This window comes from Mycobacterium gallinarum, assembly GCF_010726765.1.
Classification (GTDB): Bacteria; Actinomycetota; Actinomycetes; order Mycobacteriales; family Mycobacteriaceae; genus Mycobacterium; species Mycobacterium gallinarum.
Window position 1 is genome coordinate 5,055,752 of record NZ_AP022601.1, and the last position, 26,616, is coordinate 5,082,367.

At 66.1% G+C, this 26,616-nt stretch carries 27 protein-coding genes and 1 riboswitch; of the genes, 12 read left to right on the forward strand and 15 right to left on the reverse strand.

What is annotated here, in order from left to right; all coding sequences use genetic code 11:
• Window positions 1–230 precede the first annotated feature (230 nt).
• Together G6N42_RS24840 and G6N42_RS24845 are read left to right on the forward strand one after the other, a co-directional pair.
• Window positions 231–350, forward strand: coding sequence for a hypothetical protein (locus G6N42_RS24840; protein ID WP_232076685.1), 120 nt, complete (start codon window positions 231–233; stop codon window positions 348–350).
• 26 nt (window positions 351–376) lie between these two features.
• Complete coding sequence (locus G6N42_RS24845; protein WP_232076686.1) at window positions 377–1,375, forward strand: RNA-guided endonuclease InsQ/TnpB family protein; 999 nt, start codon at window positions 377–379, stop codon at window positions 1,373–1,375.
• Window positions 1,376–1,421: 46 nt separating this feature from the next.
• Here the strand turns inward: G6N42_RS24845 and thiC are convergent, their stop codons facing one another.
• Complete coding sequence (thiC, locus tag G6N42_RS24850) at window positions 1,422–3,008, reverse strand: phosphomethylpyrimidine synthase ThiC (RefSeq protein ID WP_163734288.1); 1,587 nt, start codon at window positions 3,006–3,008, stop codon at window positions 1,422–1,424.
• Window positions 2,992–3,102, reverse strand: a riboswitch (TPP riboswitch). (Overlaps the previous gene by 17 nt.)
• Window positions 3,103–3,217: 115 nt before the next feature.
• Here thiC and G6N42_RS24855 point away from each other — a divergent pair.
• Window positions 3,218–4,975, forward strand: coding sequence for an MFS transporter (locus G6N42_RS24855; RefSeq protein ID WP_163734291.1), 1,758 nt, complete (start codon window positions 3,218–3,220; stop codon window positions 4,973–4,975).
• Window positions 4,976–4,979: 4 nt separating this feature from the next.
• Here G6N42_RS24855 and G6N42_RS24860 read toward each other — a convergent pair whose 3' ends face one another.
• Genes G6N42_RS24860 through G6N42_RS24870 form a run of 3 tightly spaced genes read right to left on the reverse strand, consistent with a single transcriptional unit; the run spans window position 4,980 to window position 7,291 of the window.
• A complete protein-coding gene (locus G6N42_RS24860) occupies window positions 4,980–5,780 on the reverse strand; it encodes an exodeoxyribonuclease III (protein WP_163734294.1) in 801 nt (266 codons plus the stop codon).
• Between the two features lie 27 nt (window positions 5,781–5,807).
• Window positions 5,808–6,698: an N-acetylglutamate synthase, CG3035 family gene (locus G6N42_RS24865; RefSeq protein WP_163734296.1), complete on the reverse strand. Its 891-nt coding sequence runs from the start codon at window positions 6,696–6,698 to the stop codon at window positions 5,808–5,810.
• Window positions 6,698–7,291 (reverse strand): peptide deformylase, encoded by a 594-nt coding sequence (locus G6N42_RS24870; protein ID WP_163734298.1) that lies wholly within the window; start codon window positions 7,289–7,291, stop codon window positions 6,698–6,700. The genes G6N42_RS24865 and G6N42_RS24870 overlap by 1 nt, the downstream gene beginning before the upstream one ends.
• A 136-nt stretch (window positions 7,292–7,427) precedes the next feature.
• Between G6N42_RS24870 and napA the strand changes: the two genes are divergently transcribed.
• From napA to G6N42_RS24895, 5 genes are read left to right on the forward strand one after another with little or no spacing between them, the layout of a single operon-like run.
• The gene (gene napA / locus G6N42_RS24875; RefSeq protein ID WP_083124120.1) at window positions 7,428–7,736 is read left to right on the forward strand and encodes a nucleoid-associated protein NapA; all 309 of its coding nucleotides are present in this window, start codon (window positions 7,428–7,430) and stop codon (window positions 7,734–7,736) included.
• 52 nt (window positions 7,737–7,788) lie between these two features.
• Window positions 7,789–8,250 (forward strand): LytR C-terminal domain-containing protein, encoded by a 462-nt coding sequence (locus tag G6N42_RS24880; RefSeq protein WP_174262157.1) that lies wholly within the window; start codon window positions 7,789–7,791, stop codon window positions 8,248–8,250.
• Between the two features lie 10 nt (window positions 8,251–8,260).
• The gene (sodC, locus tag G6N42_RS24885) at window positions 8,261–8,971 is read left to right on the forward strand and encodes a superoxide dismutase[Cu-Zn] (RefSeq protein ID WP_163734305.1); all 711 of its coding nucleotides are present in this window, start codon (window positions 8,261–8,263) and stop codon (window positions 8,969–8,971) included.
• Window positions 8,928–10,085, forward strand: a complete 1,158-nt coding sequence (locus G6N42_RS24890; RefSeq protein WP_163734308.1) for a glutamate--cysteine ligase — start codon at window positions 8,928–8,930, stop codon at window positions 10,083–10,085. The genes sodC and G6N42_RS24890 overlap by 44 nt, the downstream gene beginning before the upstream one ends.
• Window positions 10,086–10,087: 2 nt before the next feature.
• Window positions 10,088–10,723: an LON peptidase substrate-binding domain-containing protein gene (locus G6N42_RS24895; protein WP_163734310.1), complete on the forward strand. Its 636-nt coding sequence runs from the start codon at window positions 10,088–10,090 to the stop codon at window positions 10,721–10,723.
• A gap of 7 nt (window positions 10,724–10,730) precedes the next feature.
• Here the strand turns inward: G6N42_RS24895 and G6N42_RS24900 are convergent, their stop codons facing one another.
• From G6N42_RS24900 to G6N42_RS24930, 7 genes are all read right to left on the reverse strand, one after another.
• Complete coding sequence (locus G6N42_RS24900) at window positions 10,731–11,540, reverse strand: SAM-dependent methyltransferase (protein ID WP_163734313.1); 810 nt, start codon at window positions 11,538–11,540, stop codon at window positions 10,731–10,733.
• On the reverse strand, window positions 11,527–11,886 hold the full coding sequence (mnhG, locus tag G6N42_RS24905) for a monovalent cation/H(+) antiporter subunit G (RefSeq protein ID WP_163734316.1): 360 nt from the start codon (window positions 11,884–11,886) through the stop codon (window positions 11,527–11,529). Before mnhG ends, G6N42_RS24900 begins: the two co-directional genes overlap by 14 nt.
• Window positions 11,883–12,170 (reverse strand): monovalent cation/H+ antiporter complex subunit F, encoded by a 288-nt coding sequence (locus G6N42_RS24910; protein ID WP_163689293.1) that lies wholly within the window; start codon window positions 12,168–12,170, stop codon window positions 11,883–11,885. The genes mnhG and G6N42_RS24910 overlap by 4 nt, the downstream gene beginning before the upstream one ends.
• The gene (locus G6N42_RS24915; protein WP_163734319.1) at window positions 12,167–12,700 is read right to left on the reverse strand and encodes a Na+/H+ antiporter subunit E; all 534 of its coding nucleotides are present in this window, start codon (window positions 12,698–12,700) and stop codon (window positions 12,167–12,169) included. Before G6N42_RS24915 ends, G6N42_RS24910 begins: the two co-directional genes overlap by 4 nt.
• Entirely contained in the window at window positions 12,697–14,289 is a 1,593-nt protein-coding gene (locus tag G6N42_RS24920; protein WP_163734322.1) for a Na+/H+ antiporter subunit D, read from the reverse strand. Before G6N42_RS24920 ends, G6N42_RS24915 begins: the two co-directional genes overlap by 4 nt.
• Window positions 14,290–14,355: 66 nt before the next feature.
• Window positions 14,356–14,826: a Na(+)/H(+) antiporter subunit C gene (locus G6N42_RS24925; protein WP_163734325.1), complete on the reverse strand. Its 471-nt coding sequence runs from the start codon at window positions 14,824–14,826 to the stop codon at window positions 14,356–14,358.
• Window positions 14,823–17,702, reverse strand: a complete 2,880-nt coding sequence (locus G6N42_RS24930) for a Na+/H+ antiporter subunit A (protein WP_163734328.1) — start codon at window positions 17,700–17,702, stop codon at window positions 14,823–14,825. Before G6N42_RS24930 ends, G6N42_RS24925 begins: the two co-directional genes overlap by 4 nt.
• 129 nt (window positions 17,703–17,831) lie before the next feature.
• Here G6N42_RS24930 and G6N42_RS24935 point away from each other — a divergent pair, with 129 nt between their 5' ends.
• Window positions 17,832–19,256 carry an FAD-dependent monooxygenase gene (locus tag G6N42_RS24935; protein WP_163734331.1) on the forward strand — a complete coding sequence of 475 codons (1,425 nt, stop codon included), beginning with the start codon at window positions 17,832–17,834 and terminating at the stop codon, window positions 19,254–19,256.
• On the opposite strand, the gene G6N42_RS24940 is transcribed toward G6N42_RS24935, so the two are convergent.
• Together G6N42_RS24940 and G6N42_RS24945 are read right to left on the reverse strand one after the other, a co-directional pair.
• Window positions 19,247–20,533, reverse strand: coding sequence for an ArsB/NhaD family transporter (locus G6N42_RS24940; protein ID WP_163734334.1), 1,287 nt, complete (start codon window positions 20,531–20,533; stop codon window positions 19,247–19,249). The two genes, G6N42_RS24935 and G6N42_RS24940, sit on opposite strands and share 10 nt — an antisense overlap.
• Window positions 20,534–20,545: 12 nt before the next feature.
• Window positions 20,546–21,049 carry a CBS domain-containing protein gene (locus G6N42_RS24945; protein WP_232076306.1) on the reverse strand — a complete coding sequence of 168 codons (504 nt, stop codon included), beginning with the start codon at window positions 21,047–21,049 and terminating at the stop codon, window positions 20,546–20,548.
• Between the two features lie 153 nt (window positions 21,050–21,202).
• On the opposite strand from G6N42_RS24945, the gene G6N42_RS24950 reads away from it, so the two are divergent.
• A complete protein-coding gene (locus G6N42_RS24950; RefSeq protein WP_163734340.1) occupies window positions 21,203–22,057 on the forward strand; it encodes a sensor histidine kinase in 855 nt (284 codons plus the stop codon).
• Window positions 22,057–22,713, forward strand: a complete 657-nt coding sequence (locus G6N42_RS24955) for a response regulator (protein ID WP_083124133.1) — start codon at window positions 22,057–22,059, stop codon at window positions 22,711–22,713. Before G6N42_RS24950 ends, G6N42_RS24955 begins: the two co-directional genes overlap by 1 nt.
• Here G6N42_RS24955 and G6N42_RS24960 read toward each other — a convergent pair.
• Window positions 22,680–23,144: a DUF1707 domain-containing protein gene (locus G6N42_RS24960; protein WP_163734343.1), complete on the reverse strand. Its 465-nt coding sequence runs from the start codon at window positions 23,142–23,144 to the stop codon at window positions 22,680–22,682. The genes G6N42_RS24955 and G6N42_RS24960 overlap by 34 nt on opposite strands.
• A gap of 186 nt (window positions 23,145–23,330) precedes the next feature.
• Between G6N42_RS24960 and G6N42_RS24965 the strand changes: the two genes are divergently transcribed.
• Window positions 23,331–24,383, forward strand: coding sequence for a methyltransferase domain-containing protein (locus G6N42_RS24965; protein ID WP_163734346.1), 1,053 nt, complete (start codon window positions 23,331–23,333; stop codon window positions 24,381–24,383).
• Window positions 24,384–24,396: 13 nt separating this feature from the next.
• On the opposite strand, the gene G6N42_RS24970 is transcribed toward G6N42_RS24965, so the two are convergent.
• Window positions 24,397–26,616, reverse strand: coding sequence for an AAA family ATPase (locus tag G6N42_RS24970; RefSeq protein WP_174262158.1), 2,220 nt, complete (start codon window positions 26,614–26,616; stop codon window positions 24,397–24,399).

Genomic DNA, 26,616 nt, shown 5'->3' on the forward strand with positions numbered 1-26,616 from the left:
TCGTCCCTGCTGTGGTCGAAGGTGGGCGGTTTCGTACGGCCTCATCGGCTCGTCGCGTATGAAACCGTGCCGTCGACAGTGGAGGCATTGTCATGGTTCGTTGCGGCGTGGAAACCTGCGGCTTTAGCCGGTGCAAGGAACGCCGCCTCTCCTTTCGGTGACTTGTCGGTGGTAGCCACTAGGTTGCTGGTGTGTCGCGATACCGTTTGGTTCCTAACGCTGAGCAGGCGGTGCTCCTGGCCGAGCATTGTCGTCACGCGCGGTATGTGTGGAACCTGGCGGTCGAGCAGCAACAATACTGGCAGCCGGGCGCCGCGCGCCGGGCTATAACCAGCAGTGCGCTGAGTTGACGGCCGCCCGAGCTGAGCACGACTGGTTGGCGGCGGGTTCGCAGACCGTGCAGCAGCAGGCGCTGCGGGATTTTGCCGAGGCGATGGGCAACTTCTTCCGTGGAACGCACCGTCGCCCGACGTGGCGTAAAGCCGGTGTGCACGAAGGGTTTCGACAGATCGCGGTGAAATCGCGTCACGTCGAGCGTGTGAATCGCCGGTTCGGCCGGGTATGGGTACCTAAAGTCGGGTGGGTGCGCTTCCGCTGGTCGCGGTCTGTACCTGAAGGTGTGAGATCCTACCGGGTCACCCTCGATCGGGCCGGCCGCTGGCATATCGCGTTTGCCCACGTCCCCAATCCGATCGCGGGTCCGGGCGTGGGCAACGTGGTGGGTATCGACCGTGGCGTGGTGGTGTCGGCGGCATTGTCGACCGGAGAACTCCTGTGTGCCCCGGGCCTGAGCGGTAGTGAGGCCAAGCGGTTGACGGTGCTGCAGCAACGCATAGCCCGCGCCGAGCGCGGCTCGCGCCGGCGCGCTCGCACCAAGCGCGCCATCGCCAAGCTCAAAGTGCGGGAGCGAGACCGACGCAAGGACTGGATCGAAAAGACCACCACGGACATCGCGCGGCGCTTCGACACCATCCGCATCGAAGCCCTTAACGTGCGCGCGATGACCCGCAGCGCGCGCGGCACCGTCGATCATCCCGGTGTGCGGGTGACACAAAAGCGCGGCCTCAACCGGGCCATCAGTCGAAGCGGATGGGGGCTGCTCGCTGCGCGGTTGCAACATAAGGCTTTCGGTCGGGTGGAGCAGATCCCGGCCGCATACACATCGCAGCAATGCTCGGCGTGCGGGCACGTCGCTCCCGAAAACCGCAAGAACCAAGCGGTGTTCGAGTGCGCAGCTTGCACCACAGGGCCGTGTAACGCCGATGTGAACGCTGCACGCAACATCGCCGCCGGACGGGCGGTGACAGCACGGGGAGACCTCGGCGCTAGCCGGTCGACGAACCGTGAACCTCAACCTTGCTCTCCTGCCACATAGGTAGTAGGTCGGGTTGGAATCCCCCGCCTTTAGACAGGGGAGGACGTCAAGCCAGTGGAAGATAGACCTGGTTGCCGTGTTCGGCGAACTCCTTGGACTTTTCGGCCATCGCGTCGCGGATATCCTGCGTGATGCGCATGGAGCAGAATTTCGGACCGCACATCGAACAGAAGTGCGCCGTTTTCGCTGGTTCAGCGGGAAGGGTTTCGTCGTGAAACTCGCGGGCCGTGTCCGGATCCAGCGACAGCGCGAACTGGTCGTGCCAGCGGAACTCGAACCGAGCACGCGAGAGCGCGTCGTCCCGTTCCTGCGCGCGGGGGTGTCCTTTCGCCAGATCCGCGGCATGCGCGGCGATCTTGTAGGCGATCACGCCGTCCTTGACGTCCTTGCGGTCCGGTAGTCCCAGGTGTTCCTTCGGCGTCACGTAGCAGAGCATCGCAGTACCCGCTTGGGCGATCATCGCGGCGCCGATCGCCGAGGTGATGTGGTCGTAGGCCGGTGCGATGTCGGTCGTTAGCGGGCCCAACGTGTAGAACGGAGCTTCGTCGCACAGCTCTTCTTCGAGGCGGACGTTCTCGACGATCTTGTGCATCGGGACGTGACCGGGACCCTCGATCATCACTTGCACGCCATGAGATTTCGCGATCTTGGTCAGTTCTCCGAGCGTGCGCAGTTCGGCGAACTGGGCGGCGTCGTTCGCGTCGGCGATCGAGCCTGGCCGTAATCCGTCGCCGAGCGAGAACGTGACGTCGTAGCGCTGCAGGATCTCGCACAGTTCGGCGAAGTGGGTGTAGAGGAACGACTCCTGATGGTGGGCAAGACACCAGGCGGCCATGATGGAGCCGCCCCGGCTCACGATTCCCGTCACGCGGTTGGCGGTCAGCGGCACGTAACGCAGCAGGACGCCTGCGTGCACGGTCATGTAGTCCACACCCTGCTCGCACTGTTCGATCACGGTGTCGCGGTAGCACTCCCACGTCAGCGCCACCGGATCGCCGTTGACCTTCTCCAGCGCTTGGTAGATGGGCACGGTACCCACGGGCACCGGCGAATTGCGCAGGATCCATTCCCGCGTCAGGTGGATGTCGCGACCGGTGGACAGGTCCATGATCGTGTCGGCGCCCCACCGGGTGGCCCACACCATCTTGTCGACCTCATCGGCGATCGAGCTGCTGACAGCCGAATTGCCAATGTTCGCATTGACTTTCACCGCGAATGCCTTGCCGATGATCATCGGTTCGGCCTCGGGATGGTTGTGGTTGGCCGGGATCACTGCGCGCCCCTGTGCAACTTCGGCACGAACCAACTCGGGTGCCAGCCCCTCGCGGGCGGCGATGAACGCCATCTCGGCGGTGACCTCGCCTGCGCGGGCGCGTTGCAGCTGGGTGCCGCGGTCTGACACCACACCGGGACGCGGCGGCAGTCCCCGGTGCAGGTCGAGCGCCGCGTCGGTGTCGGTGTACGGGCCCGAGGTGTCATAGAGGTCGAAGTGCTCGCCGTTGGTCAGGTTCACGCGGCGGAACGGCACTCGCATCCCGTCGAGGTCCCGGTAGACCTTGGTACTGCCCGCGATGGGCCCGCCGGTCACCGCTGGGGTCGAGGTGGGAACGTCAGAATGCAGCACTTTCAGCATCTCCCTACGCCGGCATTACCCGGTCAGGTTCGTACGGTCGACGGGCCTACCCGTCCTCTCAGCGCACTGGGTGTGCGCTCCCGTGTGTGGACTCCCGCCACGCTAGCGCAGGCGGTGCGTGCCTGGGAATAGGAATTGCTCCGCGTTGCTTTGTATAGCTAATATATGTTTTTTGTGCCGATAGCCGTGGACACGTGAAGCGAAGATTGATGACGACCGATATCGAGAAGAAGAACCCGCCGGCCGACGAGGCGTTGAGCGAGACCTCGCTACGACGTACGCGCATGGACCACGACCATCCGTTCTACAAGTGGATCGTGCTGTCCAACACCACGCTGGGCATGCTGCTGGCGGCGATCAACGCGTCGATCGTGCTGATCTCACTACCCGCGATCTTCCGCGGCATCGGATTGAACCCGTTGGCTCCCGCCAACGTCGGTTACCTGCTCTGGATGCTGATGGGTTATCTGGTGGTGACCGCGGTGCTCGTCGTGTTCTTCGGACGGCTTGGCGACATGTACGGCCGCGTCCGCATCTACAACCTCGGATTCGCGGTCTTCACCATCGCGGCGATTGCGTTGTCGTTCGATCCCTTTCATCTCGGCGGCGGCGCCGTATGGCTGATCGCGTGGCGCGTTGTCCAGGGCGTCGGCGGTGCGATGCTGATGGCGTCGTCGGCGGCGATCCTCACAGATGCGTTTCCGTCCAACCAGCGCGGTATGGCACTCGGCGTGAACATGGTTGCCGCCGTTGCAGGTTCGTTCCTCGGCCTGCTCATCGGAGGGGTGCTCTCGGAGTTTCACTGGCAGGCGATCTTCTGGGTAGGCGCGCCGATCGGGTTGCTCGGTACCATCTGGAGCTATCGCTCGCTGCGTGAGCTCGGCGTGCGGACCCCGGGCCGGCTGGACTGGGCGGGCACGTTGACCTTCGGCGTCGGGTTGACCGCCCTTCTCGTCGGGATCACCTATGGCATTCAGCCCTACGGGAATTCGACGACGGGGTGGACCAACCCGTGGGTGCTCGGTTCGATTCTCTTCGGTGTGCTGCTGCTCGTTGCCTTCTGCTTCGTCGAGCTGCGGCTCGAGGAACCGATGGTGAACCTTCGGCTGTTCCGTTCGACATCGTTCGGCATGGGCAACCTCGCGGGGCTGATGTCGTCCGTGGGTCGTGGTGGCCTGCAGTTCATGCTCATCATCTGGTTGCAGGGGATCTGGCTTCCGTTGCACGGCTACAGCTTCGAGTCGACACCGTTGTGGGCCGGCATCTACCTGCTACCCGCGACGTTCGGCTTCCTGGTCGCGGCTCCACTCGCCGGAACACTGGCGGACCGCTATGGCGCCAGGTTGTTCACGGTCGGCGGGATGGCGCTGATGGCAGTTTCGTTCATCGCCCTGGTGATGATCCCGGTCAACTTCGACTACTGGGTTTTCGCGCTGCTGGTCTTCGTGAATGGTCTCGGTGGTGGGATCTTCACCGCGCCGAACACCGCGGCCATCATGTCCAGCGTGCCCGCGGCCGAGCGCGGAGCCGCATCGGGAGTGCGGGCCACCTTCTTCAACGCCGGATCGTCGCTGTCGATCGGAATCTTCTTCTCACTCATGATCATCGGGCTGGCCAACACGCTTCCGGGCGCGCTGAGCACTGGTCTGCAGGAGCAGGGCGTCTCGGCAACCGTGGCGCACGAGGTGGCGAACCTGCCGCCGGTCGGGAGCCTGTTCGCGGCGTTCCTCGGCTACAACCCGATGGCCGAACTGCTCGAGCCCTACCACGCGTTACAGCAGCCGGGCGTGAATGCCGACGTGCTGACCGGACAGACGTTCTTTCCGCACCTGATCATCGAACCGTTCCACGCCGGCCTGGTTGTGGTATTCGTCGCGGCCGCGGCGATGATGGTCGTCGGTATGGTCGCGTCGCTGTTCAACCCGGGCCGCTATGCCGACGAGGAGAACGTCGACATCTCTGCCTAGTTGCTCACGCCAGATCGACCAACACAGGAGCATGATCGCTGGGGGACTTACCTTTTCGCTCCTCGCGGACGATCTCGGCGTGGCTCACACGTTGGGCCAGCGCCGGTGATCCGAGAATGAAGTCTATGCGCATACCGCGGTTCTTCGGGAACCGCAGCTGCGTGTAGTCCCAGTAGGTGTATACGGCGGGTCCGGGGGTGAAAGGCCGTACCACGTCACTGAACTGAGCGTCGAGGATGGCGTCGAAGGCCGATCGCTCCGGCTCAGTGACGTGGGTGCTGCCCGCGTAGGCCTCGACGCTCCACACGTCCTCATCGGTCGGCGCGATGTTCCAGTCACCGACCATCGCGATCTGTGCCGACGGGTCGTCGGTGAGCCACTGCTGTGCCGTACTGCGCAGCGCGGCAAGCCATTCCAGCTTGTAAGCGTAGTGCGGTGAGCCGACGAAGCGGCCGTTGGGCACGTACAGGCTCCATACCCGCACCCCGTTGCACGTCGCACCCAGCGCACGCGCCTCCGCCGCGGCCTCGACCTCCGGCTTGTCGCTCCACGTCGGCTGCCCGTCGAAGCCGACCTGGACGTCATCGATACCGACCCGGGACGCGATCGCGACGCCGTTCCACTGGTTGAACCCGCAGTGCACCACGTCGTAACCGGCGGCCAGAAATGGCATGGTGGGGAATTGCTCGTCGGAGCACTTGGTCTCCTGCATCGCCAGGACGTCGACGTCGGCACGCTCTAGCCAGTCCGCCACCCGATCGACACGAGCGCGGATCGAGTTTACGTTCCACGTGGCCAAACGCATGGGCTCGAGCCTAGTTGTCAGGGTCCGCTAGCGGTTGTCGATCCGCCAATAGCGCGAGCGGTGGTGCAGCGCGAACCGTAGCGACTCGAAAAGCGCTATCGCGGAGGCGTTGTCGTCGAGGACCTGGGTGTAGGCGCGGGTGGCGCCGTGGTCTGCACCCCAGCCGAGCAGCGCGCTACACAGTCTCCGCGCATGGCCGTGCCTGCGTTGATCGGGAGTCACCTGCAATGCAGACAAGCCCAGCCAGCGAGTACGGTCGGGTGCCTCGGTCACCGCGGCCCGCGCCACCGCTGCACCCGCGAGCGTCGCGAAGATCACCGAGCCACCGATCACCGCGTTCAGCACGTCGATGGGTACGTCGCGGTCATAGATGCGCATCCACTCGTCATCCGGTTGTGGCGCCAGCCGCACCGCGCCAACGCCTTCGCCCGGCTCGATATCGCATGTCATGACGAGGTTCTCGGCCTCGGTCGACGCCTGCGGCGGAACACGAAAAAGCCGGTCCGGCACGCTCACCAACGACGCCGCCGTCCGAGCCGCATACCACTCGGTGATCGCACTTATGTCGGTGCCAACGGAAAAGTCCAATGGGACCGCCGAATTGGCGCGCCTCGTGCTGCCGTGCCCGTAGCGGCAGAACCATCCGTCCACCCACTGCTGCTCGACGCCCGGCCAGGCCAGCGCCGCCGCGTGCTCGAGGTTGCGAATGTCGGCCGTGCGCACCGGCGCGTCGGCCAGCGCCTTGATCACCACGACGTCGTCGACCGCCACGGCCACGACGTCTCCGCGCTTTGTGCGCACCTGCAGCGTGGGCCCGGTCTGCACCAGGTGACCGATCACGTCCGTCAGCGGTGGCACCGACCCGGCGGGCAGGCGGTGACGAATCATCACCCGCGTACCCATCGGCGGGATCTGCATCAGTGACCGAAGGGGTCGGGATCCTCGCCGGGCGTCCACGTCAGTCCTGGCACGCCCCAGCCGTGCGACTTCACCGAGCGTTTGGCGCTGCGCGCGTGCCTGCCGACCAGGCGGTCCAGATACAGGAAACCGTCGAGGTGGCCCGTCTCGTGCTGCAGCATCCGCGCGAACAGACCGGTGCCCTCAAGCGTGATCGGCGTGCCGTCGGCGTCCAGGCCCGTCACCCGCGCCCAGTCCGCGCGCCCGGTCGGAAACGATTCGCCGGGCACCGATAGGCAGCCCTCGTCGTCGTTGTCCGGGTCGGGCATCGTCTCCGGAATCTCGGACGTCTCGAGGACAGGATTGACGACCACACCTTTGCGCCGTGTGACCCTGCCGCGTTCGTCGGCGCAGTCGTAGACGAACACGCGCTTGGCCACGCCGATCTGATTCGCCGCGAGCCCGACACCGTTGGCTGCCGCCATCGTGTCGTACAGATCGGCGATCAGGTCCGCGAGATCCGCCGGCAGCGAACCGTCCTCACCGACGGGTATGGGCTCGGTCGCGGTGTGTAGGACGGGATCTCCTACGATGCGTATCGGTACAACAGCCACGCGGAACAGCTTAAGTCGGCAATCCTTATCGCCCGACTCGCGGGCATGTCGGACGCCTCAGCTTGCAAACCCGTGGTTGAATGAGCGCCGAACCACAGCGATGTCATTTCGAATGTTGGAAGGGTCCAGGAGCGAGATGGACGGCGCAATCGCGCGGACTGAGCAATCCGGAAACGACCCTGCGCTGGCCGATGGGCTGACCCGGCGCGAACACGACATCCTGGCGTTCGAACGTCAGTGGTGGAAATACGCGGGTTCCAAGGAAGACGCGATCAAAGAACTGTTCTCCATGTCGGCCACCCGCTATTACCAGGTGCTCAACGCGCTGGTAGACCGCCCCGAGGCGCTCGCAGCCGATCCGATGCTGGTCAAACGGCTGCGGCGGTTGCGGGCGAGCCGGCAGAAGGCGCGGGCGGCGCGACGGCTGGGCTTCGACGTCACCTGAGGCCGTAAGGGCATTCGCCGACCTGCTTGTCCGGCTGGATACAGTGAACGCAATGAATCAGCAGAACTCCTCTGGCCTACCCCTGCGTGCCATGGTGATGGTGCTGCTGTTCCTCGGCGTCGTGTTTCTCCTGGTGGGATTCCAGGCGATGGGTTCAGGAGACGACGACGGCGAACAGTCGCCCATCGCGACGAGCACGCCGACCGTCACCACCGCCAGTCCGACAGAGTCACCGGAACCGGCCAAGCCCGAGGTCCGGGTTTTCAACATCTCGACAGTGCAGGGTGCTGCGGAGGGCACCGCCAACCGGTTGCGTGAGGGCGGCTGGACCGTCGCCGAGACCGGCAACCTCGAGCTGCCCGACGTGACAGTCAACACCGTGTACTTCACCGACGCCCCAGGGGAGCGGGACGCCGCCGAGGAAGTCGGCAGATTGTTGGACGCGCCGGTCGAACCGCGACTGCCCGAATTGGCCGAGCAGCCGCCGGGCGTGCTCGTGGTGGTGACCGGCTAGGCTCTTGCACATGCTCAAGAACGTCGCTGTTGCAGCAGGCTTCGCCATCCCCGCCCTCGTGTTGAGCGCATGCAGCGCCCCCGAACAACCCGCAACCACGCCGGGTACCACGCCGTCGGTGTGGACCGGCTCGCCGGCACCGTCTGCAGCGCCAGGTGAGCAGGGCGGTGGCCACGGAGGAGGCGAGGGTGAGGCCGCCAGCGGCGAGACGCTGAAGACCGAACTGAAACTCCCGAACGGGACGACGGTCGCCACGGCCGAGATCGCGTTCTCGGGCAACTACGCGACCGTCACGGTTCAGACCACTGAGGCCGGCGAACTCGCGCCCGGCTTCCACGGACTGCACATCCACTCGGTCGGCAAGTGCGAGGCGAACTCGGTCGCGCCCACCGGCGGTGCGCCGGGCGACTTCAACTCGGCCGGTGGACATTTGCAGGTGGCCGGACACAGCGGACACCCCGCGAGCGGCGACCTCTCGTCGTTGCAGGTTCGCGAGGACGGCTCGGCGTTGTTGGTGACGACCACCGACGCGTTCACCGCGGCGGACCTGACGGGTGAGGCCAAGACCGCGATCATCATTCACGAGAAGGCCGACAACTTCGCCAACATCCCGCCGGAGCGTTACCAGCAGGTCAACGGAGCGCCTCCGCCGGACGAGACCACCCTGGCAACCGGCGATGCCGGAAAGCGCGTGGCCTGCGGTGTCATCGGCGCCAGCTAACCGCCACATCAATTTCGTCGCCTCACCCCGGCCGACGCTGGGAGTGGAGTGGGAGTTCGCACTCGTCGACGCCGAAACCCGGGACGTGAGCAACGTCGCGACCGAGGTGATCGAGGAGCTCGGGGAGAACAACCCTCGGGTCCACAAAGAACTGCTGCGCAACACCGTAGAGGTCGTGACCGGCATCTGCGATTCCGTCCCCGAGGCGATGGACGACCTGCGGTCGACGCTGCGGACCGCACGCAAGATCGTCCGTGATCGCAACATGGAGCTGTTCTGCGCGGGTACGCATCCGTTCGCCCAATGGACCTCCGAGAGCCTGACCGATGCGCCCCGCTACGCAGAGCTGATCAAGCGTACGCAATGGTGGGGTCGCCAGATGCTGATCTGGGGCGTCCATGTGCACGTGGGCATCTCGTCGGCGCACAAGGTGATGGCGATCAACACCTCACTGCTCAACCACTACCCGCATCTGTTGGCGCTTTCCGCATCGTCGCCGTTCTGGGATGGTGAGGACACCGGCTACGCGTCCAACCGCGCGATGATGTTCCAGCAGTTGCCGACGGCCGGACTGCCATTTCACTTTCAGACGTGGCGGGAGTGGGAAGGCTTCGTTCACGATCAGAAGAAGACCGGCATCATCGACCACATGAACGAGATCCGTTGGGACATCCGGCCCTCGCCGCACATCGGAACGGTGGAGGTGCGGGTCTTCGACGGGGTTTCCAACATCCGTGAGTTGAGCGCGCTGGTGGCGTTGACTCACTGTCTGGTCGTCGACCTCGACCATCGTCTGGACGCGGGCGAGCGGCTGCCCACGATGCCGCCGTGGCACGTACAGGAAAACAAGTGGCGCGCAGCCCGTTACGGCCTGGACGCGGTGATCATCCTCGACGAAGACAGCAACGAGCGTCTGGTGACCGACGATCTCGACGACCTGCTCAATCGACTCGAGCCGGTCGCTGCGTCGTTGAACTGCGCCGACGAACTCCGGCTGGTCTCCGACATCTGCACCTCGGGCGGGTCTTATCAACGGCAACGGCGGGTCGCCGAGGAGCACGACGGCGACCTGCGTGCGGTGGTCGACGCGCTAGTCGCCGAATTGGACATCTGAGGATGCTCGTCACGCCCATGTTTCCGCTGCAGGTGGCGATGCTGCCCGGCGAGGAACTACCGTTGCGGATTTTCGAACCGCGTTACGCAGCATTGGTTTCGGACTGCCTGGCTCAGCCTGAAGCTCCGGCGTTCGGCGTGGTGTTGATCTCGGCGGGCCGCGAGGTGGGCGGCGGTGACATGCGCAGCGACGTCGGCGCGATGGCACGCATCGCGGAGGCCGCCGACCTCGGGGAGGGCCGCTATCGCTTGCGGTGTGTGATGGCCGAGCGGATTCGGGTGGTGGAGTGGCAGCCGGACAACCCGTACCCGCGCGCGGCCGTGGAGGAGTGGCCCGACGAACCGGGTGACGCCGTAGACGTGGACGCGATCAGGGACATCGAGGACCGCATGGTCGCGCTGTTCGAGCGGATCGCCCAGGCGCGTGGAGCACAGGTGGTGGCGCGGGACATCGTCGCCGGCGCGGACGCGTCGGGGGATGTCGCAATGTGGCTGTACGCGTTGGCATCCCGTCTGCCCATGGGGCAGGCCGACCGGTACGCCGTACTGGCCGCGCCCACTGCCGCTGCGCGGGTAGCCGCGCTCAGCGAAGCCGTGGACACCGTCGCCGCAATGGTCGAATTTCAGCTCTCCGAGTAGGTTTCGGCTAGCCCCGCACGCCCTCGACGAACGTGGTGCGCGGCGTGATGTCCTCCGTGGGCGGGCGGCGATAACGCAGCATCAGGGCGTCGGCTTCCTCCGACGACACCCGCCAGCCGTGATCCATCAGCCAGTCGGCGACGTCGGCGCGGTCCTGTTCCTGGCGGTTGGCCAGATATTCGGGATCGAAGAACCCGGCGCCGAACGATTCGACGCCGATCCGGCTGCCTGGCGCACTGAGTTCGTGGATGCGCTCGAACAACACGTCCTGGCCCTCGGCGGGCAGGTGGGGCAGCAGGCCCTCGGCAATCCACGCGGTCGGTTCCTGCGGGTCGAAACCCGCGTCGCGCAGGGCTTTCGGCCAATCCTGGCGCAGGTCGATCGGCACAGGGACGTAGCGGGCGGCCGGTCGATCGTCGGTCAGCGTTTCGGCCTTGAAGGCGAGCACCTTCGGCTGATCGATCTCGAATACGACGCTGTCGTTCGCCCACGGCAGCCGCCACGCCCTGGCATCGAGACCCGCCGCGAGGATGACGGCCTGCACGACGCCGTGTGCATTGGCGGCGATGAAGAAGTCGTCAAACCACTTGGTGCGCGAGGCGGCGTAATTCGAGATCGCCCGGTTCCGTTCGACGATGTGCGACGGCGGCAGCTGCCAGCCGCGGGCCATCGCGGCATCGACGAAGCGTTGGGCGTACGAGTCGGTGAACAGCGGACAGCTCGCGGACGCTTCCTGCGCACGGGCCCACGCCGCCCCGAGCGCGGTGGCGCCGACACTCTCGGTGATGCCCGAGCCGTCGTCGTCAGTTCTTGCCATTGCCACCGTTCTCGGGTTCGGCGAACTCGTACAGCTCGTCCTTGGTCAGCAGGTCGTCGCGAACGTTCTGCTCGCGGTAGGCCAGCTGGCCGACCCGGTTGGCCACCACCGGTGCGGTGATCACGGTGAACAAGCCGGTGAGGACGAGCATGCCGACATCGATGTTGCCGCTCAGCCGGATCGCCGCGCCGGCGAGCACCAACAGCAGTCCGAGCACCTGCGGTTTGGATGCCGCGTGCATGCGTGTCAGCGTGTCCGGGAAGCGGACCACACCCATGGCCGCGGTCAGTGCCAGCGCGGAGCCGCCGAGGATGAGCACCGCGACCGCGACGTCGAGCACGTTCATCGTTCTCCCCTTGTGATGCCTGAGTTGTCGATGTCCGGCACACGGAATCTGGCGACGCTCACCGAGCCGACGAAAGTGATCAACGCCAACGCGGCCATGCCGTACGTCACCGTCGTGTCGAGGCTGAACGCAGCCCAGGTGCCGATGCCGCACATCGTCACGGCGACGAGGGTGTCCAGCGCCACCAGCCGATCGAGTGTGCTGGGGCCTGCGAGTAACCGGATCATCGTGACGCCGGCCGCGGCCGTCAGCATCACCGCCGCGGCAATCCAGACATAATTCATGCGCTCTCCTTGTCCGGTGAAGGCCGCCAGTCGGTTTCGCGCTCGAACGCCCGCACGAGCAGCCGCTCCACCCGGGCGACCTGGACGTAGAAGCGGGCGACGGCGCGTTCATTGCCGACATCGATCACGTGCATGTAGAGCATGCGCCTGCTCTGGTCGATCTCCAGCACGATCGAACCGGGAATCAGGTTGAAGATGTTGACGGCCAATGCGAGCACGAGATCGGACTTGACCGCCAGATGGGCACGCAGCACCGCTGACAGCGGTGGCGGCCCGGGCCTGATGGCCAGGAACGCGATCTGCACCGACGACAGCACCAGGTAGTAGCCGACGGTGACTAGCAGCCGAAGCAGCGACAGCGGGTGCACCCTGCCCTCGACGGGCACCGCGGGCAGCGGCAGCAGGAGCGTGATGACCAGCGCGACGAGCAGGCCGGAGAGGACATTGGCCGCAGAGAACGTGCCCCACAACAGAATCCACACCAAGATCAGCCAGCACACCACCCAGACGCGGAGCACGATGTTTCTCATCTGCCCATCACCGCCGAGATGTACTGGCCGGGGTCGAGGACCTCTTCGGCGGCGCGTTCGCAATAGGCGAAGAACGGCCCGGCGAGAATCGTCATGGAGAGCCCTACCGCGATCAGCGCTCCCGTCGGCAGCAGCATGCCCACCGGCATCCTGCCCACGTCGTCGCGCTTCAAGAAGTCAACATCCTCGGAATCGTCGAGCAGCGCCGCTGGTGCGGCCGCCGACAGATGTCCTTCCGGGGCATCCTCGCGCGACCGCCAGAAGGCCTTCGTCCACACCCGGGTGATCACGTACAGCGTCAGCAGGCTGGTGACCACGCCGCCGCCGACCAGAGTCCACGCCAGGACCGAGCCGTTCTCGGCGCCCGCCTCCAGCAGCGCGACCTTGCCGATGAACCCGGAAAACGGCGGAATGCCACCGAGATTGAGGGCGGGCACCACGAATACGAACGCGAGGATGGGGCTGGCGGCGGCCAGCCCGCCGAGACGTTGCAGCGTGGACGCGCCGGCCTGACGTTCGATCAGCCCGACGACGAGAAACAACGTCGTCTGCACCACGATGTGGTGGGCCACGTAGTAGATGGCACCGGACATGCCGAGCTCGTTGGACAGTGCGATACCGAAAACCATGTAGCCGATGTGGCTGACCAGAGTGAACGACAAGAGTCTCTTGATATCGCTCTGCGCGATCGCACCGAGGATACCGACGAGCATGGTCAGCAGTGCCGCCACGAGCAGCAGCGGATCCAGGCCACCGACGGGGAACAGCAACGAATGTGCCCGGATGATCGCGTAGACACCCACTTTCGTCAGCAGGCCGGCGAACACCGCCGTCACAGGTGCGGGCGCGGTCGGGTAGGAGTCGGGCAACCACGCGGAAAGGGGGAAGACGGCGGCCTTGATGCCGAACCCCACGAGCAGCACCGCGAACAAGGCCGTGCGGGTGCCCGACGAGACGCCCTCGAGTCGCAACGCCAACTCGGCCATGTTCAACGTGCCGGTCGCCGCGTAGACGAGCGCGATGCCGAACAGGAACACCAGCGAGGACACCATCGACACCATGACGTACGAGATGCCCGCGCGCACACGGTCCTTGCTGCCACCGATGGTCAGCAGCACGAAGCTGGCCGACAGCAGCACCTCGAATCCGACGAACAGGTTGAAGAGGTCGCCGGCCAGGAATGCGATGCAGACGCCTGCCGACAGCACCAGGTAGGTCGGCAGGAAGATCGACACCGGTTGGCGGTCGTCGCCGTCTCGGATGCCCTGACCGATGGCGTAGAACACCACGGCCAGCAGCACTATCGACGACACCAGAAGCATCAGCGCCGACAATCGGTCCACCACGAGGGTGATGCCGAGCGGTCCCATCCCGGGCTCCGAGGGCCCCCAACCGCCGACCTGAAGGGCCAGCGTTCCGTCGCGATCGGCGAGGTACAGCAGCAGAGCGCATACGACGACGACCACCGACAGCGCGCCGAGGGCGATGACTCGTTGCAGTCGTGGCCTGCGGCCGGCGAACATCGTCACGGCGGCGGCAAGTGTCGGGATCAGCACCGGCAACGGCGTCAACACCGCGGGCAGTGTCATGCGCGATCCGCCTTCGCTACTCGCTCGGCTGTCATGGGCGATCCGCCTTCGCTACTCGCTCGGCTGTCATCGCGAGCCCTCATATCCGGGTAGCGCGTCCAACTCGTCGGGCTCGTCGGTGTCGCGGGCCGCATCTGCGCGTAGCCGATCCTCTTCGATGGTCACGGCGTCCTTGGCGGCGATCTCCGAGACCCTTGCATCCTCTGGATCGTCACCGACTTCCTCTTCGGTGGTCAGTCGGTACGACCGGTACGTCATCGCCAGCACGAACGCGGCGATACCAAATGTGATGACGATGGCCGTCAGAATCATGCCCTGCGCCAACGGATCTGCGGTGGTGGTCTGGCCTTCGCTGGTTCGGCCACGGATCGGCGGGTTACCCGACGGGCCGCCGACGGTGAGGATCAGCAGATTGATGGCGTTGCTGATCAACAACAGCCCCAACAGCATCCGCGTCAGGTTGCGTTCCAGAAGCAGGTAGACACCCGCGCTGGTGAGGCCGCCGATCATGATGAGCGGGACGAGGTAGGTGCTCATGCCGAGTTCACCGCCCCGCGCTGCTGGCCCATCTCCACGTCGATGCGGGCACCCAGGCTGCGCAGCACATCGAGCACGAGTCCGACGACGATGAGGTAGACCCCGAGATCGAAGAACAGCGCCGTGACGAACTTGACCGTTCCGAGCACGGGCACGTCGAACTCGATCAGCGCCGACGACAACACCGGCGCACCCACCAGCAGTGAGGTCACCGCGGTTCCCGCGGACAGCAGCAGCCCGCTGCCCAGGATCTTGCCCGCGTCCAAGGGCAGCGTCTCACCCAGTTCATAGCGTCCGCCGGCGAGATACCGCAGCACCAGCGCGAGCCCCGCGGTCAGCCCTCCCGCGAAGCCCCCGCCGGGAGTGTTGTGGCCGGCGAAGAAGAAGTACGCCGACAGCACCATCATGAGCGGGAAGATGATGCGCGTCGCGACCTCGAGGACCAACGAACGGTGTCGGGGGTCGCGCAACTCGCTGCCCCTCAGCCACGTGATGTCGCCTGCCGCCGGGCTGTGCGTCGTCATGGGCAGGCGTCCGATGTCGGGCTGGCCGGCGTCGGAGACCCTCGGGGCCGTCCCGAACCGCCTGTGCCGGAACACCATCGACGCCACACCGGTCGCGGCAACCAGCAGCACCATGATCTCACCCATGGTGTCCCACGCGCGGATGTCGACGAGCAGCACGTTGACGGTGTTGGCGCCGTGTCCACGGAAGTACGCTGCGTCGGGGAGCAAGTCGGCGATCGGCGTACCGGTGCGGGCGGCCATCGCGAAGACGGCCAGCGTGGTGACCGTCCCGCCGACGGCGATCGCGAGTGCTGCTCGCGCCACCCGGAACCGGTTGATGTGCGTGCGGTCCGCCTCGGCGGGCAGTGTGCGCAGCACCAGGACGAAGATGACCAGCATCAGCGTTTCGACCAGGAACTGCGTCAGCGCCAGATCGGGTGCGCCATGGAACGCGAAGATCGCGCCACAGCCGTAGCCGGTGACCCCGACCAAGAGCACGGCCGCGAGCCGGTTGCGCAGCATGGTCGCACCGAGCGCGGCCGCCAGCACGATCAACCCGACCACGAGCTGAACGGGTGAACCCCACAACAAGAAGTCCGGTCGATCCCGGGCGCCCATCGCCAACGCCGCGACGGGGACGAGGACCAGCGTCGACAGGATGACGGACTGCGTCGCCGGAATCGAACCGCGCTGCGTCACCGCGGTCAGCTGGACCGACAGAACGTCCAGGCCGCGGACGGCCGCATCGTAGATCCGGTCGGCGTTGCCGAGCGGTTCGCGCACAACGCGAACGCGACGCAGGCGCGACCGCCCGAAGAATGCCGCGCTGCCGACCGCGAGGACGAGAACCGACAACAGCAGCGGCAGTCCGAGTCCGTGCCACAGCGCGAGGTCGTAGTCCGCGCCGCCGGGGACCGTCTCCGCGTAGCTGTCCAGTACGGTGTCGAGGTGCGTCGGCCACAGTCCGAACAGCAGGCCTGCGGCCGCGAGAAGCGCGGGCGGCAACATGAAAGCGACTTCGGGGCGGTGCATTTCGGCCACCCGAGTGCTGGGCTCCGGTCGTCCCTTGCGGCCGAAGGCGCCCACCAGGAAACGCAGGCTGTAGATGGTGGTGAACACCGAACCGAGCACGATGCCAGCGAGGACGAACGGTGCGGCCGAGCCGAGAACCGGGCTGTGCAGCACTGTTTCGAGGTCGGCCTCCTTGGCGACGAAGCCGAAAAACGGTGGCAGCGCCGCCATGCTTGCCGTCGCTCCGATCGCGATGATCAGAAGGCTCCTGCTGCGGGCGCCGAGCCATGCCAGCCTGCGAATGTCACGGGTACCGGTGGCGTGGTCGATGACGCCGACGACCATGAACAGCGACGCCTTGAACATCGCGTGCGCGACCAGCATCGCCAGCCCGGCGAGCATCATGTCGCTACCGCCGGAGCCCACCATGACGGTGATCAGCCCGAGCTGGCTCACGGTGCCGAACGCGAGGATCAACTTGAGGTCGTACTCCCGCACCGCCCGCCAGCCCGCCATCAACATCGTCAGGATGCCGAGGGTGATCACGATGGGCCGCCACGGCGGAGAATCCGCGAAGCCGGGCGTCATGCGCGCCAACAGATAGACGCCGGCCTTGACCATCGCCGCGGCGTGGAGATACGCACTGACCGGTGTCGGGGCGGCCATCGCTCCCGGCAGCCAGAAGTGCATGGGCACGATCGCCGATTTGGACAGCGCCCCGACCAGGACGAGCACCACACCGACGGAAGCGGCGATGCCTGTGGGCGGTGACGCGATCAGCTCGGAGAGCAGGTAGGTGCCGGCCATGTTGCCGAGCACGATGATGCCGACGAGCATCGCCAACCCGCCGAACGTCGTGACCAACAACGCCTGGGTGGCGGCGCGGCGGCTCGTGGCGCGCTCGGCGTAATGACCGACCAGCAGGAAGGACAACACCGTGGTCAGCTCCCAGAACACATAGAGCAGCAGCATGTTGTCGCTGGTCACCAGGCCGAACATGACGCCGGAGAAAGCGACCAACTCGGCGGCGAAGCTCGGTAGCCGCTTCTCGGTGTGTCCGTCGTGGTGCTGGAAATAGTCGGCGCAGTAAAAGAGGACGAGGGCGCCGATGGCCAGCACCAAAACGCTCATGATCGCCGCGAGCGAATCAAACCGAAGATTGAAGTTCATCGACAACTCGGGCACCCATGGCACGTCGACCGTGGATGCTCCCCCGGGAGCGGGCCAATTGGCCGCGACCCAGACCAGTGAACCCAGCGGCACCAATGCCAATGGGTAGAACGCCATCCGTCCCCAGCGGTACACGAGCAGGGGAGCCAGAGCGGTTGCGACTGCGTGGGCGATGAGGATGGCGAGCAAGGGCACTCCGTTTCTGTCGTAGGTCGGCGGTGAGCCGTCGGCGAAGGGCAGATAGCGGGGTGTCAGCCGGGTTAGGGCTCTGGACTTATCGCCAGTCTACGTGGGCCGATGCAGCTACCATCCGGCGTCATGGACACAGCCGATGTGGTAGTGGTCGGCGCTGGGCCTACCGGTCTGATGCTGGCCTGCGAACTCGCCCTTGCAGGCGTGGCGGTCCGGGTGCTCGAGGAACGCGCCTCGGCACCGAACATCACCAGGGCCTTCGCCGTGCACGCTCGCACCCTGGAACTGCTCGACGCGCGCGGGATGGCCGAGGCTCTGGTGCCACGCGGGGTGCAGGTGTTCGAGCTCGCTCCGCCCGGCGGTACGACGGTCGACCTGCGGGAGCTGCCCGGCAGGTACGCGATGCTGTTGATCGTCCCGCAGAGCGGCACCGAGCACGTGCTCGAGACCCGCGTCGGCGAACTCGGTGTCCCCGTCGTGCGCGGAGCTGAAGTGATCGGGCTGACCCAGGACGACGGTGGTGTCACGGTCGCGTGTGCCGACGGGACGTCGATCCGCGCGAAATACGTGGTCGGCTGCGACGGTGCCCACAGCACCGTCCGCGCTCAGGTCGGCATCGACTTCGCAGGCAAGCAGTACGAGACGCACATCCTGCTGGCCGACGTCGCGTTGGCGCGCGCACCGTCCGACACCCTGACCGGGGTGACCAACGAGCGTGGTGTCGTCCTGATGATCCCGTTCGGCGATGGCTGGTTCCGCGCCATCGCATGGGACCGGTTGCGTGAACAGGCGCCGCTGACCGAACCGGTGACGCTGGACGAGATCCGCGATTCGTTCGTCCGCATCGCCGGTGAGGACTACGGCATGACCGAGATGAGGTGGAGTTCGCGGTTTCTGTCCGAACGCAGACAGGCGCGGCACTACCGGTCGGGCCGGGTGTTCATCGCAGGTGACGCCGCCCATGTGCATTCGCCGCTCGGCGGCCAGGGCATGAACACCGGCATCGGCGATGCGATGAACCTGGGCTGGAAGCTGGCGGCCGCGGTCAATGGATCGGCGCCGACGTGGTTGTTGGATACGTACGAAGCCGAGCGGCATCCGGTCGGCGCGGCGGTGCTTCGCACGACCGACGCCTTCAACCAGGTGGTGCTCGGACGCTCGAAAGTGCAACGCATCGCACGCACTATCGTCATCGGAACGCTGACCCGGGTGCCCAAGACCAGGCGACTGATGCGCGAGTTCCTCAGCGGTATCGGAATCGCCTACCCGCGCAAGCGCGGCGACCACGCGTTGGTGGGCCGCCGGATGCCCGACGTCGACTGCAGCGGCGAGCGCGTCTACGAATTGTTGCGCGCGGGGAAGTTCGTGTTGATCACGGCGACGCCGGTGGACACCGGCCGCTCCGACCTCGTGCACGTCGTCGGCAGGCATCCGGAGCTTTCCGCCGCTGTTCTGGTGCGGCCCGACAGCTACGTGGCCTGGGCCGACGAGCGGGTCCCGAGCGCCGCCGAATGTGTTGCGGCAGTGGATAACTGGATGCATCAGAAGTAGCGCAGCCACACATAGACCCAAGCGATCGCGGTCGAAAGCAGCGTCACAACAATGCCGTAGCGGGTGAATCGCCAAAAGCTGATCGCGTGACCGGCCCGCTGCGCAATACCGATGGCGACGACGTTGGCGCTGGCGGCGATAGCGGTGCCGTTACCCGAGAAGCATGCACCGAGCGCGAACGCCCACCACAAAGCTCGGCCGGTGTCGGCGTCCGGTGCCTGCGCGGCCATGTCCTCGACCACCGGAGTCATCGTCGCCGTATACGGAATGTTGTCGACGAACGCGCCGAGAATGGCGGATCCGAACAGCAAACCCGTTGCGGCGAGGAAGAAGTCGTCGCCGAACAGGTTGACCGCAGCGTCGCCGAGCCACCCGATCACACCGGTGTGCACCAGGCCCGAGACCATAGCGAACAGGCCCATGAAGAACACCAGCGTCGGCCATTCCACCTCGGGCAGCACCTCGGCCACGTCGACGTTGGTGACCAACAGCATCGTGCCCGCACCCAGCAGTGCGACGATGGATGGCGCCACATGCAGCACCGAGTGCAGGCTGAAGCCGACGATCACCAGCACCAACACCGCCATCGACCGCAGAAGCAGGCCGGTGTCCTTGATCGCTCGCCGTTCCTGCAGCGCCATCACCTTGTCGAGGCGCATATGGTTGGCGCGCAGATCGTTTCGGAACAGAAACTTTGTGAAGAGGACGAACAGCGCGAAGATCACGAGCACAATCGGCGCCATATTCACCAGAAAGTCGTTGAACGTCAGGCCGGCCCGGCTGCCGATGATGATGTTGGGCGGATCGCCGATGAGTGTTGCGGCCCCGCCGATGTTGGACGCCAGCACTTCGGCGATCAGGAACGGCTGCGGCGCGATCTCCAGCCGGTCGCAGATGACAAGCGTGACCGGTGCGACGAGCATGATGATCGTGACGTTGTCGAGTACCGGTGAGGCTACGCCGGTGATGACCATCAGCATCACCATGAGCCGAAACGGCTTGCCCTTGGAGCGTTTTGCGGCCCAGATCGCGAGGAAATCGAAAAGCCCCGTCTGCTTGATGACGCCGACGATGACCATCATGCCGAGCAGCAGGAAGATGACGTTCCAGTCGATGCCCTCGTGCTCGGAGTAGAAGATCTGCACGCCGGGGGTCAGGCCGAGCAGCGTCATCAGGCCTGCGGCGACCAGGACGGTTTTAACCTTGTTCGCACGCTCGGTCGCCAGAAACCAGAAGGCGACGACAAATATCGCCAGCGCCAGAAGAGGAGCCAGCACGGGGCCGGTGGATCAGTCGTTGGGGCCGGCCACGGCCAGGCTCGTGAGTAGCCGCTCGAGCGTCACCGCACCGACCAGCTTTCCCCCACGGTCGACGACCGCGATCAGCGGACTCCGTTTGTTGGCCATCACGGTGGCGATCTCGAGGAGGGTGGCGTCCGGGGCCACCGTCACCGGTTTGGCGACCGGGGTGGGAAGGCAGTCGCCCACGGTCAGTCGGCCCGGACCGTGCCAGAACAGGTCGGCGTGGATCTCGTCGACGGTCCGCACGAGCGCCGGATCGTCGCGGTAGGACTCGGGGATCGTCAGTCGCAGGACTTGGGTCCCGGGCAGCACGGCAACCGGACGGTCGGACTCGTCGACCACGACGAGGCCAGGTAGCCGGTTGACCACCATCAGCTGTACGGCCTTGGACACCGGGTCATCCATCCGCACCGTCGGTGGGGTCACGGCGATTTCATGTGCTTGCATGAGTTCGTTCCAATGGGTGCCGGCGGTGTCTGCGGTAAGCGTCATCGTCCTCGTCCTCCGGTCATTTCGTCGACTGACCGTGCATGTTGAGGGTCAGTCTGGGCGGGGGAGAAGTGGCACACCATCGGGTCTGACCCCCATTCGGGCGAGATGTGGCCTGTATGGACAAACCTCGGTATGACTTGTCACCCTGGGGCTATGAGTCGGGCGCGCACTCCGGCGGCCGCGCTGTTTCGGCGTGTCTTCCTGATCAACGGACTGATCTTCGTCGCCGGGACGTTGATTTTGGCGCTGTCTCCCGCGTCGGTGTCATCGCGCATCAAGCTGACCGAGATACCGGTCCTGGTCGTCGGGCTGGCGGTGATGCTGACGGCGAATGCGCTGCTGCTGCGGTCGAGCCTGGCCCCGTTGCTGAAATTTGAGCGGACGACGGCGGGCGCGACCGCGCTGGCCGCCCAGGAGAACGAGCGTCAGCGCATTGCCCGCGAACTGCACGACGAGATCGGGCAGACCCTCACGGTCGCCTTGCTGATGCTCAAACGCGCTGTCGATCTCGCGCCGACGGAGATCAAGAGCGAACTCGCCGGGACGCAGGAGGCGGTGCGCGCCAGCCTCGACGAGCTCCGCAGCATCGTGCGTCGATTACGCCCGGACGCGCTCGAAGACCTCGGACTCACCAGTGCGCTCAACGCGCTGTGCAGTGAGTTCGCTCAGGCCACCGGCTTGACGGTGGTCAAACACATTGCCTCCCAAGCTGATCGGCTGCCTGCCGATGTGGAGTTGGTCTGCTACCGGGTCGCCCAGGAGAGCCTGACCAATGTCGCGCGGCATGCCGTCGCCCACAAGGTGTGGCTCGACATGCACACCACCGCGGATCAGCTGACACTGCGGATCGCTGACGACGGACGGGGTGGCGTCGCCGACGAGGGTGCGGGGATCAACGGGATGCGCGAGCGGGCGGTGCTGGTGAACGCGGCGCTGACGATCACCTCTGTCAAGGACGAGGGCACCGAGGTGCGCCTGGTGATTCCGCTGCCGGGGCGGGACGGCTGATGCTCGCCTCTCCCGCGCGGATTCTGCTCGCCGACGACCACGCCCTGGTGCGCAGCGGGCTGCGGATGATCATCGATGCGGAGCCCGATCTCACCGTGGTGGCAGAGGCGGCTGACGGCAGCGAAGCCCTCGACGTGCTCGACCGCACACCGGCCGACCTGGCGATCCTCGATATCGCGATGCCGCGCATGACGGGTCTGCAGGCAGCGAGGGAGATGAATCGCAGGCATCCGCATGTGCGGATCCTGATCCTGTCGATGTATGACAACGAGCAGTACTTCTTCGAGGCCCTGAAAGCCGGCGCCTCGGGATATGTGCTGAAGTCGGTCGCGGACCGCGACCTGCTGGAGGCATGCCGCGCGACGCTGCGCGGTGAGCCGTTTCTGTACGCGGGCGCAGTGACTGCGCTGATCCGGGACTATCTGCACCGGGCGCGGCAGGGCGACGCGCTGCCCGACACCATCCTCACGCCGCGCGAGGAGGAGGTGCTCAAGCTGATCGCCGAGGGCTTGTCGACCCGCGAGATCGCGACCACGTTGAGTATCAGCGCCAAGACCGTCGACCGTCACCGGACCAACACGCTGGCCAAACTCGGGCTGCAGGACCGGGTCGCGTTGACGCGCTATGCAATTCGCGCAGGACTGATCGAGCCCTGACGCGCCGCACATCCACCGGGGGGGACCGCGAACCGGATCGGCACCGCGTGTCCGATGACGCCGATGCCGGCACCGAGGATCGGCCAGATCGGCCAGAAGTACCAGGCGCCCGCGGTGAGACCGACGGCCAGCCACACCGTCAGCACGATGACGACCATCGCGAGGTAGGCCGCGAGGTGGATCTGCACGCCGCGCCTGGCCGCCTTCTGGCGAGCCTGCCTGCGCGCCGGGTCGTTGCGCCGGATGCGGTCCAGCGGCAGGTCTGCGACGAGTTCGTGTAGTTCCGCGGTGGTGTGAGCGGCGAATGTGGCCTGCAGGCGCGTCTCGTACTCGTCCAGTACCAAATAGCCCTGCGCAAGGGCTTGGCCCAGCAGGTTGGAAGTCTGTTCACGCTCGCGATCGCCGGCTCGAATCGTCAATGGCGCGGTCATCGTGGCCTCCCGAAGCTCATCTTGACAGTGTCTAGTTCTAGTCCGACTATGCCCTTTGAACTAGTCACTGTCAAGATGTATTTCCCTGGGCACAGACGTCCGGATGGGAGCGGTCAATATCCGACGCGGGCCGCTCGTCGCGCCCACTATGGACACCTCACTTCTGATCGGTGAAAGGAGGCGGCCATGGCTGTCGACGAAGCGAAGTTGAACGAATTTCTCGGTAAGGCGGTGGGCGACCTCGGGGCCGCGATGAGTGCGACGCTGATGCTCGTCGGCGATCGACTCGGGCTGTATCGCGAGCTGGCGAAAGGCGCACTGACGTCGTCCCAGCTGGCGCAACGCACAGGAACCGACGAGCGCTATATCCGAGAATGGCTCGGGAATCAGGGCGCGGGCGGATACGTGGAGTACGACCCCGCATCCGACGAGTGGTCGATGAGTCCAGAGCAGGCGTTGTGCCTGACCGATCCGAACGGACCGGTCGACATGCCCGGCGCGTACAACATCGTCGAGGCGACCTTCCACGCCCTCGAGCACACGCTCGAGAACTTCAGGTCTGGCCGCGGTATGGAGTGGGGAGATCATCACCCCTGCCTGTTCGAGGGAACGGAGCGCTTTTTTCGCGCTGGCTACAACGCGAACCTGATCGGCTCGTGGCTGCCGGCGCTCGACGGCGTCGTCGAAAAACTGGAGAGCGGGGCCAAGGTCGCCGATGTCGGATGCGGCCACGGTGCCAGCACCATCCTGATGGCGATGTCCTTCCCCGAATCGGAGTTCGTCGGCTACGACTATCACGACGAGTCGATCACGGTCGCCACCGAGAAGGCCGCTGCCGCAGGGGTTACGAACGCGCGTTTCGAAGTCGCCGATGCCGTCGGCTACCAGGACAAGAGCTTCGACCTCATCGCGTTCTTCGACTGCCTCCACGACATGGCCGATCCGGTCAATGTGTCGCGCCATGCGCGCGAGGCGATCAACGACGACGGCACCGTGATGCTCGTCGAGCCGTTCGCGAATGACCGGGTGGCCGACAATCTGAATCCGGTGGGTCGCGTGATGTACGGCGCGTCCACCCAGATCTGTGTCCCGGTTTCGCTGGCCCGGAAAGGTCCGGCGCTGGGCGCCCAGGCAGGTGAAGCGCGGCTACGCGAAGTCGTGGTCGACGGTGGCGGGTTCACCCGTTTCCGCCGGGCCACCGAGACTCCGTTCAACCTCGTGCTCGAGGCTCGGCCCTAGTCGACGAAGGTCGTCAGCGGGCGGCAGAGAACGCCCGTAGCGACTCGACCTGGACGGGGTCGAGCGACGGCCGCACGGTTTCGCGGGCCTTGGCCACGTCGTCGGCGGTGACCGCGGCGGCGTCGATGGAGCGCCGCATCGCCGTCAGCGCGGACTCCCGCAGCAACGCCACACAGTCGGCGGCACTGTAGCCCTCGAGCCCGGCCGCCAGCGCATCGAGGTCGACATCGTCGGCGAGTGGCACGGATTTGCCTGCCGTGCGCAAGATCTCGCGGCGGGCTTCGGCGTCGGGCGGTTCGACGAAGACAAGCTTTTCGAGCCGGCCGGGCCGTAACAACGCCGGATCAATCAGGTCGGGCCGGTTCGTCGCGCCGAGCACCACCACGTTGCGTAGTGGTTCGATGCCGTCGAGTTCGGTGAGCAGCGACGCCACGACCCGATCGGTGACACCGGAGTCGAAGCTCTGGCCGCGCCGCGGCGCCAGCGCGTCGAGTTCATCGAGGAAGACCAGCGACGGCGCCGAGTCGCGCGCGCGCCGGAACAGGTCGCGGACCGCCTTCTCCGAGGAGCCCACCCACTTGTCCATCAGCTCGGCACCCTTGACGGCATGCACGCTCAGGCGACCAGAGCTGGCCAGCGCCCGCACCACGAACGTCTTGCCGCAGCCGGGCGGGCCGTAGAGCAGGACGCCGCGCGGAGGCTCGACGCCGAGGCGCTCGAACGTCTCCGGATGCTGCAGTGGCCACAGCACGGCTTCGGTGAGCGCCTGTTTGGTCTCGGCCATGTCGCCGACGTCCTCGAGCGTCACCGATCCGACCGAGACCTCATGGGTCGCCGACCGCGACAGGGGCCGGATCACGCTGAGCGCGCCGGTCAGGTCGTCCTGTGTCAACGCGGGCGGCTCGCCGTCGGTGCTGGCCCTGGCCGCCGCCCGGAGTGCGGCCTCGCGCACCAGCGCGCACAGGTCGGCGACGACGAAACCCGGTGTACGTTCGGCAATTTCGGTCAGGGCGAGATCACCGGCGGGCACGTCCCGCAGCAGCACCTCCAGCAGCTGCTTGCGGATGGCGCCGTCGGGCAGGCTCAAGCCGAGCTCGCGGTCGCAGAGGTCGGGTGCGCGCAGGCGCGGATCGACGTTGTCGGGCAGCGCGGACGTGGCCACGAATGCCACGCCACGGGTGGCGACGGCATTGCGCAACTCGGTGAGGATCAGTGTCGCAACGGGTTCGGCGGGTGAGGGGAGCAGCGCGTCGATGTCCGTGATGAGCAGCACGCCGCCGCCGTCGCGGACGGTGGATACCGCAGCCGCAACACGGGTGAGCCGGTCCTCGGCGCGTAGTGCCCCGACCTCGGGTCCGTCCAGCTCGACCAGGCGCCGGTCGGTGCAGACCGTCCGCACCATGGTCGCCTTTCCGACGCCCGCCGGACCGGAGACAAGCACGCCGAGATTGGCTGTCGCGCCGAGTGTTTCGAGTAGCTGCGGTTGGTCGAGGGCGAGCTTGAGCCACTCGATCAGCCGCGACGCCTGGGCGTGTGCGCCCTTGAGGTCGTCGAAACTGACGGTGCTCGCCGTCGACTCCTTGGCGGCGGTGACGGTCGGTTGCCCCGACGATGCGGGTATGGACGGAGTCACCCCGTCGCCCCAGCTGACGAGCGAATTGGGCTGGATGCTCACCGGTCCCACGGGATCGACACCAGTCACCGTCAGCAGTTCCGACGTCCACGTGATGCCGACCGACGACGCCAGCGCCGACGTCGCTGCCGACGTCGGGATGTCGGGACCGAGTTCTCGGGGGAGCAGCGACACCGTGTCGCCCACCGTCATCACCTTGCCCAGCAGTGCCTGACGCAGCGTCGCCGGTGAGATCGACCGGGTCGCGAGGTTCGAACCGGACAGTGTCACCGATCGTGCGCCGTGCACCGTCACAGGCGCGACGAGCACCGTGGTGTCCTCACGTACGCCTGCGTTGGACAGTGTGACGTCATCGAGCAGCGCGGTGCCGGTGGGCGTGCCCGGCGGTGCCACTGCGGCCACCGCTGCGGTGGTACGGGAACCCGTCAGCGACACCGCGTCCCATTCCCGAATGCCGAGCGCCGCAATGACTTCCGGATGAAGGCGGACGACTCCACGCCGAGTGTCCAACGCTGAGGTGTTCAGGCGCGCGGTCAGCGTCAGCTGCTGCTTGAGGGCGGGACGGTCGCTTGCCGACTTCCCCGAATCGAAACCGGTCAC